Source organism: Pseudomonas sp. PIC25 (genome assembly GCF_002286785.1).
Classification (GTDB): Bacteria; Pseudomonadota; Gammaproteobacteria; order Pseudomonadales; family Pseudomonadaceae; genus Pseudomonas_M.
The window spans coordinates 16192-26872 of sequence record NZ_MUJY01000126.1 but is presented as its reverse complement, the minus strand read 5'-3'; the positions used below and the strand labels follow the sequence as shown (position 1 = coordinate 26872).

Sequence of the window (10681 nt, the reverse complement as noted above, 5' to 3'; positions counted from 1 at the left end):
GTAACGATGAACGACTGGCTGGACGAAATTCACTGGAATGCCGAGGGCCTGGTACCCGCCATCGCCCAGGACCACGCGACGGGCCGGGTGCTGATGATGGCCTGGATGAACCGCGAGTCGCTGGCCCTCACCGTTGCCGAGCAGCGCGCCATCTACTGGTCACGTTCGCGTGGCAAGCTGTGGCGCAAGGGCGAGGAGTCCGGCCATGTGCAGAAGCTTCACGAGCTACGCCTGGATTGCGACGCGGATGTGATCATCCTGCGGGTCGAGCAGCTCGGCGGCATCGCCTGCCACACCGGGCGCGAAAGCTGCTTCTACCGCGTCTACGAAAACGGCGCCTGGAAAACCGTCGACCCGGTGCTCAAGGACCCGGACGACATCTATCACACGGGACACAGCCATGAGTGAAACCCTGACCCGCCTGGCCGAGGTGCTCGAGGCGCGCAAAGGCGCGGCGCCGGACAGCTCCTACGTGGCCAGCCTGTATCACAAGGGCCTGAACAAGATTTTGGAAAAAGTCGGCGAGGAATCGGTGGAAACCATCCTCGCCGCCAAGGACGCCGCTGCCAGCGGTGACTGCAGCGATCTGATCTACGAAACCGCCGACCTCTGGTTCCACAGTCTGGTCATGCTCGCCGCCCTCGGCCAGCATCCCCAGGCCGTGCTGGACGAACTGGAGCGGCGCTTCGGACTTTCCGGGCACGCGGAAAAAGCCGCGCGCCCCCAGGCTTGAAACTTACCATTTAGCGGAGAAACACCATGGGTATCGGCGGTATCAGCATCTGGCAGCTCCTGATCATTCTTCTCATCGTCGTCATGCTCTTCGGCACCAAGCGTCTGAAGAACCTCGGCTCCGACCTCGGCGATGCGATCAAGGGCTTCCGCAAGTCGGTGGGCAGCGAAGAGGAAAAGCCGTCCGTCGAGGAGCACAAGGGCCAGACCATCAACGGCGAAGCGCGCAAAGTCGAAGAGCCGATCAAGAAAGACTAAGGGCCATCCAGCATGTTCGACGTGGGTTTTACCGAGCTGCTGCTGGTCGGTCTGGTCGCCCTGCTGGTGCTCGGACCCGAGCGCCTGCCGGGTGCGGCGCGCACGGCCGGCCTCTGGATCGGCCGGCTGAAGCGCAGCTTCAACGCGATCAAGACCGAAGTCGAACGCGAGATCGGCGCCGACGAGATTCGTCGGCAGCTGCATAACGAGCAAATCCTGCAGCTCGAACGCGAAATGAAGCAGAGTATCCAGCCGCCCGCCGCAACGCCGACGCCGACGCCGACGCCGGACAAGCTGCCGGACGCGCCCGCGCAGGTCAGTGAGCAGCCCGCCGCCAGCGAGCCGCCCGCGGCGCCCAGCCAGGACAAGACCACCCAGCCATGACTGCAAAGCCGCAAGACGACCAGGAAATGCCCCTGGTCGCGCACCTGACCGAACTGCGCCGGCGCCTGCTCTACAGCGTGGTGGCCGTGCTGGCGATCTTCGCCGGGCTGTTCTATTTCTCTCAGGACATCTACGCCCTGGTCGCGGCCCCGCTGCGCGCCTATCTGCCGGAAGGCGCCACCATGATCGCCACCGGTGTCGCCTCGCCCTTCCTCACGCCGTTCAAGCTGACCCTGATGGTCGCGCTGTTCCTCGCCATGCCGGTGGTGCTCTACCAGGCCTGGGGCTTCATCGCGCCGGGGCTGTACAAGCACGAAAAACGCATCGCCGTGCCGCTGCTGATTTCCAGCGTGTTCCTCTTCTACGGCGGCATGGCCTTCGCCTACTTCGTGGTCTTCCCGATCATGTTCGGCTTCTTCGCCAGCGTGACGCCGGAAGGCGTGGCGATGATGACCGACATCGGCCAGTACCTCGACTTCGTGCTCACGCTGTTCTTCGCCTTCGGCGTGGCCTTCGAGATTCCCGTGGCCACCTTCCTGCTGATCTGGGTCGGCATTGTCGACGTGGCCTCGCTGCGCAAGTCGCGGCCCTACGTGGTCGTCGGCTGCTTCGTCGTCGGCATGGTGCTGACGCCGCCCGACGTGTTCTCCCAGACGCTGCTGGCCGTGCCCATGTGGCTGCTGTTCGAGGCGGGCCTGCTGTTCGGCAGCCTGGTGCGTCGCGAAGAGGCTGCCGAAGACGCCGCCGAAGAAAAGTCCGGCGACCAGCCGCCCGCTCCGCGCCCGTGAACCTGCTGCTCCTGGACGCGGCCGACTTCGTCGCGGCCGACCGGGCGGTCCTGCGCGACCGCCGGCTCAAGCACTTGCATGAGGTGCATCGCGCCGAATCCGGCGACCGCCTGCGTGTCGGCCGTCTCGGCGGGGCGATGGGCGAAGGTCACCTGCTGCACCTGACCGCCGAGGAAGCGGAGCTGGAGGTGCGCTTCGATCAACCGCCGCCGGCCAAGCTGCCGCTGACCCTGCTGCTCGCCCTACCACGCCCGAAGATGCTGCGCCGCGTGCTGCAGACGGTATCCGCCATGGGCGTGCCGCGTCTCGTCCTGCTGAACAGCTACCGGGTGGAAAAGAGCTTCTGGCAAACCCCCTTCCTCGAGCCCGAGGCGATCCGCGAACAGCTCATCCTCGGCCTGGAGCAGGCCCGCGATACTGTGCTGCCGGAGGTGATCGTGGAGAAGCGCTTCAAGCCCTTCGTCGAGGATCGCCTGCCGACGCTGGCCAACGGCACCCTCGGCCTGGTCGGCCATCCCGGTGACTACCCACCCTGTCCGCGTGCCGTCGAACAGCCGGTGACTCTGGCCATCGGCCCGGAAGGCGGCTGGATTCCCTACGAAGTGGACAAGCTGCGCGAAGCCGGCCTGCAACCCGTGCAACTGGGCGATCGCATCCTGCGGGTGGAGACGGCGGTGGCGGCGCTGCTGGCACGGCTCTTCTAGCCTTCAGCGCCGCGCATGCCGGTGCGCCGGCAGGAGCTGTCCCTGCCATTCCGGCGCTTCTTCCAGCTCGATCTCGTTCGGCACCAGCGGCTCGCCGCATTCGGAACAGACCAACACGCCATGCATCACCTGGCCGCAGCCCTTGTGCCGGTGGCGAATGGGCGCGCCCTCATCGCCCGCCATATAACGGTCGCCCCAACTCACCAGAGCCATCACCGCGGGATGCAGGTCCCGACCCTTTTCGGTAAGGCGGTATTCCTCGCGGCGCGGACGCTCCTGATAAGGCACCTTGGCCAGCACACCAGCTTCCACCAGCCGCTTCAGACGATCCGCCAGGACATGCCGGGTGACGCCCAGGCGTGCCTCGAAATCATCGAAGCGACGCACGCCGAGGAAGCAGTCGCGCAGGACGAGCAGCGTCCAGCGGTCGCCAACCACCGACAGGGTACGGGCCAGGGAACAGGGTTGCTGGTCGAGTTCTTCCCAACGCATGACGTCACCTCCAACGAGAAGCCCACCTTAGCTTGACAGGTTCCAAAAAGGAATCGACTATCCATCGAGTTCCAAAAAAGAACCAACAAGAGGACCGATCATGAGCGAAGCCAAGGCGATGCTGGTCATGGGAGCGGGCGATGCCACCGGAGGCGCGGTGGCGAAGCGTTTCGCGCGGGAAGGCTACGTGGCCTGCGTGGCACGGCGCCACGCGGAAAAGCTGGAGCCCCTGGTGCAGGCCATCGAGTCCGCCGGCGGCCAGGCCCGCGCCTTCGGGTGCGATGCGCGGCAGGAAGACCAGGTTCGCGACCTGATCGAAACCATCGAGCGCGACATCGGTCCCCTCGAAACCGTGGTCTTCAACATCGGTGCGAACGTACGCTTTCCGATCCTCGAAACCACCGAGCGGGTCTATCGCAAGGTCTGGGAAATGGCGGCGCTGGCCGGCTTCCTCACCGGACGCGAAGCCGCCCGGGCGATGCTGCCGCGTGGACGCGGAACGATCATCCTCACAGGTGCCACCGCCTCGCTGCGCGGCCGCGACGGCTTCGCCGCCTTCGCCGGCGCCAAGTTCGCCCTGCGTGCGCTGGCCCAGAGCATGGCCCGCGAGCTGGGGCCGCAAGGCATTCATGTGGCCCACCCGGTGATCGACGGCGCCATCGACACCGCCTTCATCCGCGACAACTTCCCGGAGATGTATCAACGCAAGGAACGCGACGGCATCCTCGACCCGGACCACATCGCCGAAATCTACTGGCAGATTCACGGCCAGCCGCGCGATTGCTGGGTCCATGAGATGGACTTGCGCCCCTGGCTGGAAAACTTCTGAACCCAACCGACGAGAACGACACCATGAGCAAGTCCGTTGAATTCTTTTTCGACTTCGGCAGCCCTGCCACCTACCTGGCCTGGACGCAGTTGCCGCGGATCGCCGCCGAGACCGGCGCGAGCATCGTCTGGCGACCGATGCTGCTCGGCGGTGTGTTCAAGGCCACCGGTAACCAGTCACCCGTGGCCATCCCCGCCAAGGGACGCTACATGCTGCAGGATTTCGCCCGTTTCGCCCGCCGCTATGGGGTGCCGATGACCTTCAACCCACACTTCCCGATCAACACCCTGCCGCTGATGCGCGGTGCCACCGCCTACCTCGATACGCCGCTCTTCCACCCTTACCTCACGGCAGTCTTCGAGGCCATGTGGCAGCAGCAGAAAAACCTCGGCCAGCCCGAGGTGGTCGCGGAAGTCATGGCCACGGCCGGCTTCGATCTCGAAGACTTCCAGCGGCGGATCGAGGACGAAACGGTCAAGGAACGCCTCAAGGCCACCACCGAAGAGGCCGTCCGCCGCGGCGCGTTCGGCGCACCGACCTTCTTCGTCGGCGGGGAAATGTATTTCGGCCAGGACCGCCTGGATTTCGTCGTCGAAGCCCTGCAACGCGCCGGCTAGCCTAGCCCCTCGGTGAACAGCCGGGTCACCTGCTCGCTGAGCATGGCGGCCGGTTGTTCACCCAGCAGCGTCTCGCTCAACTGTCGGTCGAGCAGCAATTGCGAAAGGCCATGCACCAGGCTCCAGGCCGCCAGCGTGGCGATCTGCACGTCTCGCTTCGGTGCCGCCTGGCGCACGGCTTCGCGCAGCAGATCGAACAGCCGCAGCGCCGCGGCTTGCAGCTCGGGATGGCGCGACTTGTCCAGCCCTGGGGAAAACATCAGCGCGAACCGTCCGGGCTGCTCCAGGGCGAACGCCACGTAGCATTGCCCGAGCCCCGCCAGTTCGCCCGCTTGCCGGCTGCGTTCGGACAGCTCGTCGAAGCCTTCCGCCGCCAGGGCAGCCAGAAGGCTGTCCCGGTCAGGAAAGTGACGGTACGGCGCGTTATGCGAAACGCCAGCGCGGCGCGCCACTTCCCGCAGGCTGATGCCCGCCTCGCCCTTTTCGACCAGCAACGCTCCCGCGGCAGCGAGCAAGGCAGCCTTGAGATCGCCATGGTGATACGGGCGCGCAGACGCCCCTTCATCTCCAAGTGTTGACACTGGCAACATCTCCTCCTATGTTGACAACGACAACATTATGCCGGCACCCGCCATGGGATGCCATCACCCTATCGAAAGGAGGTGCGCCATGCTCTTCATCGCCTTGCTGGTCCTGCTCACCCTGCTCGCCGCCCTCGGCGATCGTCTCGGCGCGCCCGGCCTCGCCGGCTGGCCGGCACGGATGCGCCTGGCCATGGCCCTGGCGTTGCTGTTCGTCGGGCTCGATCACTGGCTGACACCCGGCCGCTATTTGCCGATGATGCCGGACTACCTGCCCTACCATCTGCCGCTGGTGCTGTTCACCGGCGCCTGCGAACTGGCGGGCGCCATTGGCCTGCTGCTGCCGCAGACGCGGCGGCTGGCGGCGACGATGCTGGCGCTGTACTTCGTCTGCGTATTGCCGGCGAACATCCATAACGCACTCCATGGCCTCAGCGTCGATGGCCTGCCGAGTGTCCAGTGGTACTACTGGCTGCGCCTGCCGTTCCAGCCGCTGATCATCCTCTGGGCGCTGTATGCCGGCGGGGTGGTCGGCCGTCGCGGTGCCGTCGCGCAGCCCGTCGGGACGATGCCGGCACAGGGCTGACCGGGCACTGTCCGGGCTGGCCGAGGTCTGTTGTTTTGTTCCAGCAGCCTGCAGACTGACGAACATGCGCCCATTGACCATCGACCTGTCACACCTCGAAGCCGCCCTGGACGACGACAGCGGCAGCGAGCACTACCTCGACCTGGAAACCGGCGGCATCTTTGTCGCCGCCCCGGAGGACCCGGTTCCGGGTGCCATGGAGAAATACGACGTACAGCCAGACCGCTACCTGCCCATCGACCCCCTGCCCACTGGCGAAGCCGTTGGCATGCGCGAAGGCTTCCTGTTCACCCTGCACGACCCGCATGCGCACACCGTGCTGAGCCACGCCCTGGCCGGCCGCAAGCCTTTGCGTACCTTCGACTACGAACTGGAGAAATACCCGGAAATCCGCCAGGCCTGGCTGGATTACCGGGCCACACACCTGCGCGAGCAGGCCCTGGAGTGGTTGCAGGAGAATGGCCTGGAGGCGGCGCGGCACTAGAGCCAGCCGCGCTCCATAGCGTATTTCACCAGCCCCGCCGGGGTGTCGATGTCCAGCTTGCGGCGGATGCTCAGGCGGTGGGTTTCCACGGTACGCACGCTGATATCCAGGACGCGGGCGATGGCCTTGTTGCTCAGTCCCCCGGCGAGCATGCGCAGTACCTCGCGCTCGCGCGGGGTCAGCTCGTTGTCCACTGGCGGCGGGCTGGCCATCTGCTGCAACAGATCGGCGCTGTAGTAGCTGCCGCCGGCGGCCACCGCATCGATGGCGGCGACAATCTCACGCGAAGCGGCGTCCTTCAGCACGTAGCCGCGCGCGCCGGCACGAATCGAGCTGGTCACGTACTCGGGATGGTCGTACATGCTCAGGATCAGCACGCGCAGGCCGGGATAGTCGCGGCAGAGCCGCTCGGTGAGTTGCAGGCCGTTCATGTCCTTCATGCCGATGTCCACCAGCAGCAGGTCCGGCCGCACCCGCTCCACCAGGCTGAGCGCCTCGGCGCCGCTGCCGGCCTCACCCACCACTTCCAGTTGCGGCATGGCCGCCAGCAGCGCGCGCAGGCCGTCGCGCACCAGTTCGTGGTCATCGACCAGGGCAATGCGGGTAGGTTGGGACGGCGTTTCGGACATGGCTCACTCCGGTAGCGGCAGACTCACGGACAGCTCGGTGCGACCCGGCGCCGACGATAACGTAAACCGACCGCCCAGGTGGGCGATCCGTTCCCGCATGTTGCGCAGCCCGATGCCGCCGGAGCGGGCTTGTTCGATGCGCGCCGGGTCGAAGCCGACGCCATCGTCGCGAACCCGCAGCCGCACGGTGTCACCCTTGCGCTCCAGGACGATGGCGACGTGGCGGGCATAGGCATGGCGCTCGATGTTGGTCAGCGCTTCCTGGACGATGCGGAACAGCGCCACCGACTCGCGATCCGGCAGGCGCTCGTCGCCCAGTCCTTCGCGATAGGTCACCGCCAGGCCACTGCTGGCCTCGAAGTCCCTGGCGAGCTGGCCGATGGCCGCCGCCAGGCCAAAGGTGTCCAGCACCGAGGGACGCAGACCGTGGGAAATCCGCCGCACCTCGGCTATCGCCTCGCCCAGCCGCACAAGGCCGCTACGCAGCGTGTCCAGCGCCTGCTGGCGGCCCGCCTCCAGCTCGTGGCAGGCCAGCTCCAACTGGAATTTCACCGAGACCAGCACCTGGCTGATGCCGTCGTGCAGTTCGCGAGACACCCGCGAGCGCTCCTCCTCCTGGGAAGTGACGATGCGTTGGGCCAGCAATTGCAGCTTGCGGTCGGCCAGGCGGTGTTCACTGACGTTCAGGGTTACACCGCCGGCGAACACCAACAGCACTGCCACCAAGGCCACCCCGGCGATCGCCCACATGGTCCGGCGGACGTTGTCCGCCACCTCGGCGCGGGCCTGGGCGGTGGCCCGCTCGATGTCGTCGAGGTAGATACCGGTGCCGAGCATCCAACCCCAGCGGTCGAGCATCACCACGCGGGCCAGCTTCTCCGTAACCTGCCCGGTGGAGGGCTTCTTCCAGCGGTAGCGGTGGAAACCGTCACCGTTGCGCGCACTATCCAGCAGGCCGCGCAAAGCCTGAGCGCCGTCCGGGTCGCTCATGCTCAGCAACAGGTTGCGCCCGACCAGCTCCGGCTGGCGCGGGTGCATCAGGTTGCGGCCGTTGCCGTCGTAGACGAAGAAGTAGCCATCGCTGCCGTATTCCATCCCGGCCAATGTCTCCAGCACCTGCTGCTGCGTGGCGGCATCGTCGCGACCGCTGCCGTAGAGCGGTTCTATGGTGCTGAGGGCGAGGCTGACATAGTGCTTCAGCTCGGTCTGTTTGCTGGCGAGGATGCTGCTTTCCAGCAGTTGCGCCTGCTGCTCGCCGAGACGCTGGGCGTGCAGCATGACCAGCACGCCGATCACGGCGATGGCCAGCAAGAGGGGCAGGATAGCGAGGGCGACGATCTTGTGTTTGAGCTGCATGCGGGCCGTTCGCGTCGGCGGCGCTCTACGTAGTTTTACGTAGACGCTGACCGGTAGTTCTGCGAATTCTAACAAAGGTGCCGGGAGCCGATAGTGTCGGGGCCCTCCACCGAGGGCATCAGTCCCTATAACAATCATTGCCGCAGGCCCCGGCCGACGGCAGGAGAACAACAATGCCCCGACTGGCCAGTCATCTCGCCTGGATCGGTGTCGCCCTGCTCGGCGCCTTCGCGCTGGGAACCGTGGCGCTACACCGCGGCGAAACCATCAATGCCCTCTGGATCGTCGCCGCTGCCGTGGCGGTCTATCTCATCGCCTACCGCTTCTACGCCCGCTTCATCGCCACCCGCGTGCTGCAACTCGACCCGCAGCGCATGACCCCGGCAGTGCGCCACAACGACGGCCTCGACTACGTACCGACCAACAGGCACGTGCTGTTCGGCCACCACTTCGCCGCCATCGCCGGCGCCGGCCCGCTGGTTGGCCCGGTGCTGGCCGCCCAGCTCGGCTACCTACCCGGAATGCTGTGGATTCTCGCCGGCGCGGTCCTGGCCGGGGCGGTACAGGACTTCATCGTCCTGTTCATCTCCACCCGCCGCGACGGCCGCTCGCTGGGCGACCTGATCAAATCCGAGATGGGGCCGATACCCGGGGTCATCGCCCTGTTCGGCACCTTCATGATCATGGTAATCATCCTCGCGGTGCTCGCGCTGATCGTAGTGAAGGCCCTGGCCGAGAGCCCCTGGGGCACCTTCACCGTGATCGCCACCCTGCCCATCGCGGTGTTCATGGGCCTGTACAGCCGCTACCTGCGCCCCGGTCGCATCGGCGAGGTATCGATCATCGGCTTCGTCCTGCTGATGCTGGCCATCGTCGGCGGTGGCCAGATCGCGGCCCATCCGTACTGGGGGCCGCTGTTCACCTTCACCGGCGTGCAACTGACCTGGGCACTGATCGGCTACGGCTTCGTCGCTGCCGTGCTGCCGGTGTGGCTGGTGCTGGCGCCGCGCGACTACCTATCGACCTTCCTCAAGATCGGTACCATCGTCGGCCTGGCCATCGGCATCCTGATCGTCGCTCCCGAGCTGAAGATGCCGGCGGTGACCCGTTTCATGGACGGTACCGGTCCGGTCTGGTCGGGCAGCGTGTTCCCCTTCCTGTTCATCACCATCGCCTGCGGCGCAGTCTCCGGCTTCCACGCACTGATTTCCTCGGGTACCACGCCGAAGCTGCTGGAAAACGAGGCCCACGCGCCTCTCATCGGCTATGGCGGCATGCTGATGGAATCCTTCGTCGCGATCATGGCCCTGGTCGCCGCTGCTTGCATCGAACCGGGCATCTACTTCGCCATGAACAGTCCGGCCGCCGTACTCGGCACCAGCCCCGAGTCCGCCGCCGAGGCGATCGCCCGCTTCGGCTTCGTGGTCACGCCGGACATGCTCACCAGCACCGCCCAATCGCTCGGCGAGCACAGCATCATTTCCCGTGCCGGTGGCGCGCCGACCCTGGCCGTGGGCATGGCCGAAATCCTTTCCAAGGTATTCGGCGGCGACGGCATGAAAGCCTTCTGGTACCACTTCGCGATTCTCTTCGAGGCACTGTTCATCCTCACCGCGGTGGACGCCGGCACCCGCGCCGGACGCTTTATGCTGCAGGACCTGCTGGGCAGCTTCCTACCGCGCTTCAAGCGCACCGACTCCTGGACCGGCAACCTGGTCGCTACCGCCCTCTGCGTCATGGCCTGGGGCTACTTCCTCTACCAGGGCGTGGTCGACCCGTTCGGCGGCATCAACACCCTCTGGCCGCTGTTCGGCATCTCCAACCAGATGCTCGCCGCCATCGCGTTGATCCTGGCCACCGTGGTGCTGTTCAAGCTCAAGCGCCATCGCTACGCCTGGGTCACTGCGCTGCCGGCAAGCTGGCTGTTGATCTGCACGCTTTCCGCCGGCTGGCTGAAGGTGTTCTCCGACGACCCACGCGTCGGCTTCCTCGCCCACGCCGCCAAGTACCGCAACGCCCTGGCCGAAGGCACCGTGCTGGCCCCGGCGAAGAGCCTGGAGCAGATGCAGCGGGTGGTCTTCAACGACTACCTGGATGCCGGCCTGGCGCTGCTGTTCATGCTGGTGGTGTCGAGCGTGCTGGTCTACGGCATCCGCACCTGCCGGCAGGCCTGGCTGAGCACCCATCCCACGGCAAGGGAAAGCGCTTTCCAGCGTCTGCCGCTGGGCAGCGAGGGCTGAG

At 66.1% G+C, this 10681-nt stretch carries 15 protein-coding genes; 11 read left to right on the top strand and 4 right to left on the bottom strand.

Going from position 1 to position 10681, the window contains the following annotated elements; translation table 11 throughout:
- The first annotated feature begins 6 nt into the window (after positions 1 to 6).
- The 6 genes from hisI to BZL41_RS15530 are packed head-to-tail and all read left to right on the top strand — an operon-like array spanning position 7 to position 2866.
- Positions 7 to 408, top strand: a complete 402-nt coding sequence (gene hisI, locus BZL41_RS15555) for a phosphoribosyl-AMP cyclohydrolase (protein WP_095600144.1) — start codon at positions 7 to 9, stop codon at positions 406 to 408.
- Complete coding sequence (locus BZL41_RS15550) at positions 401 to 733, top strand: phosphoribosyl-ATP diphosphatase (protein WP_095600143.1); 333 nt, start codon at positions 401 to 403, stop codon at positions 731 to 733. The genes hisI and BZL41_RS15550 overlap by 8 nt, the downstream gene beginning before the upstream one ends.
- 26 nt (positions 734 to 759) lie before the next feature.
- Positions 760 to 990, top strand: coding sequence for a twin-arginine translocase TatA/TatE family subunit (tatA, locus tag BZL41_RS15545; protein ID WP_095600142.1), 231 nt, complete (start codon positions 760 to 762; stop codon positions 988 to 990).
- A gap of 12 nt (positions 991 to 1002) precedes the next feature.
- A complete protein-coding gene (gene tatB, locus BZL41_RS15540; RefSeq protein ID WP_095600141.1) occupies positions 1003 to 1374 on the top strand; it encodes a Sec-independent protein translocase protein TatB in 372 nt (123 codons plus the stop codon).
- The gene (gene tatC / locus BZL41_RS15535; RefSeq protein WP_095600140.1) at positions 1371 to 2162 is read left to right on the top strand and encodes a twin-arginine translocase subunit TatC; all 792 of its coding nucleotides are present in this window, start codon (positions 1371 to 1373) and stop codon (positions 2160 to 2162) included. The genes tatB and tatC overlap by 4 nt, the downstream gene beginning before the upstream one ends.
- Entirely contained in the window at positions 2159 to 2866 is a 708-nt protein-coding gene (locus tag BZL41_RS15530; RefSeq protein ID WP_095600139.1) for a 16S rRNA (uracil(1498)-N(3))-methyltransferase, read from the top strand. Before tatC ends, BZL41_RS15530 begins: the two co-directional genes overlap by 4 nt.
- 3 nt (positions 2867 to 2869) lie before the next feature.
- Here BZL41_RS15530 and BZL41_RS15525 read toward each other — a convergent pair whose 3' ends face one another.
- Positions 2870 to 3358: a helix-turn-helix domain-containing protein gene (locus BZL41_RS15525; RefSeq protein ID WP_095600138.1), complete on the bottom strand. Its 489-nt coding sequence runs from the start codon at positions 3356 to 3358 to the stop codon at positions 2870 to 2872.
- A gap of 100 nt (positions 3359 to 3458) precedes the next feature.
- Here BZL41_RS15525 and BZL41_RS15520 point away from each other — a divergent pair, with 100 nt between their 5' ends.
- Entirely contained in the window at positions 3459 to 4187 is a 729-nt protein-coding gene (locus tag BZL41_RS15520) for an SDR family oxidoreductase (RefSeq protein ID WP_095600137.1), read from the top strand.
- 23 nt (positions 4188 to 4210) lie between these two features.
- The gene (locus BZL41_RS15515; RefSeq protein ID WP_095600136.1) at positions 4211 to 4804 is read left to right on the top strand and encodes a 2-hydroxychromene-2-carboxylate isomerase; all 594 of its coding nucleotides are present in this window, start codon (positions 4211 to 4213) and stop codon (positions 4802 to 4804) included.
- On the opposite strand, the gene BZL41_RS15510 is transcribed toward BZL41_RS15515, so the two are convergent.
- Positions 4801 to 5385 carry a TetR/AcrR family transcriptional regulator gene (locus tag BZL41_RS15510; RefSeq protein WP_168191013.1) on the bottom strand — a complete coding sequence of 195 codons (585 nt, stop codon included), beginning with the start codon at positions 5383 to 5385 and terminating at the stop codon, positions 4801 to 4803. The genes BZL41_RS15515 and BZL41_RS15510 overlap by 4 nt on opposite strands.
- An 88-nt stretch (positions 5386 to 5473) precedes the next feature.
- Here BZL41_RS15510 and BZL41_RS15505 point away from each other — a divergent pair, with 88 nt between their 5' ends.
- On the top strand, positions 5474 to 5971 hold the full coding sequence (locus BZL41_RS15505; protein WP_168191012.1) for a DoxX family protein: 498 nt from the start codon (positions 5474 to 5476) through the stop codon (positions 5969 to 5971).
- Positions 5972 to 6035: 64 nt separating this feature from the next.
- Positions 6036 to 6455 (top strand): UPF0158 family protein, encoded by a 420-nt coding sequence (locus BZL41_RS15500; protein ID WP_095600133.1) that lies wholly within the window; start codon positions 6036 to 6038, stop codon positions 6453 to 6455.
- On the opposite strand, the gene BZL41_RS15495 is transcribed toward BZL41_RS15500, so the two are convergent.
- Together BZL41_RS15495 and BZL41_RS15490 are read right to left on the bottom strand one after the other, a co-directional pair.
- Complete coding sequence (locus BZL41_RS15495) at positions 6452 to 7084, bottom strand: response regulator transcription factor (RefSeq protein WP_095600132.1); 633 nt, start codon at positions 7082 to 7084, stop codon at positions 6452 to 6454. The genes BZL41_RS15500 and BZL41_RS15495 overlap by 4 nt on opposite strands.
- A gap of 3 nt (positions 7085 to 7087) precedes the next feature.
- Positions 7088 to 8440 carry a cache domain-containing protein gene (locus tag BZL41_RS15490; protein ID WP_095600131.1) on the bottom strand — a complete coding sequence of 451 codons (1353 nt, stop codon included), beginning with the start codon at positions 8438 to 8440 and terminating at the stop codon, positions 7088 to 7090.
- A gap of 173 nt (positions 8441 to 8613) precedes the next feature.
- Here BZL41_RS15490 and BZL41_RS15485 point away from each other — a divergent pair, with 173 nt between their 5' ends.
- Entirely contained in the window at positions 8614 to 10680 is a 2067-nt protein-coding gene (locus BZL41_RS15485; protein ID WP_095600130.1) for a carbon starvation CstA family protein, read from the top strand.
- Position 10681 lies beyond the last annotated feature (1 nt).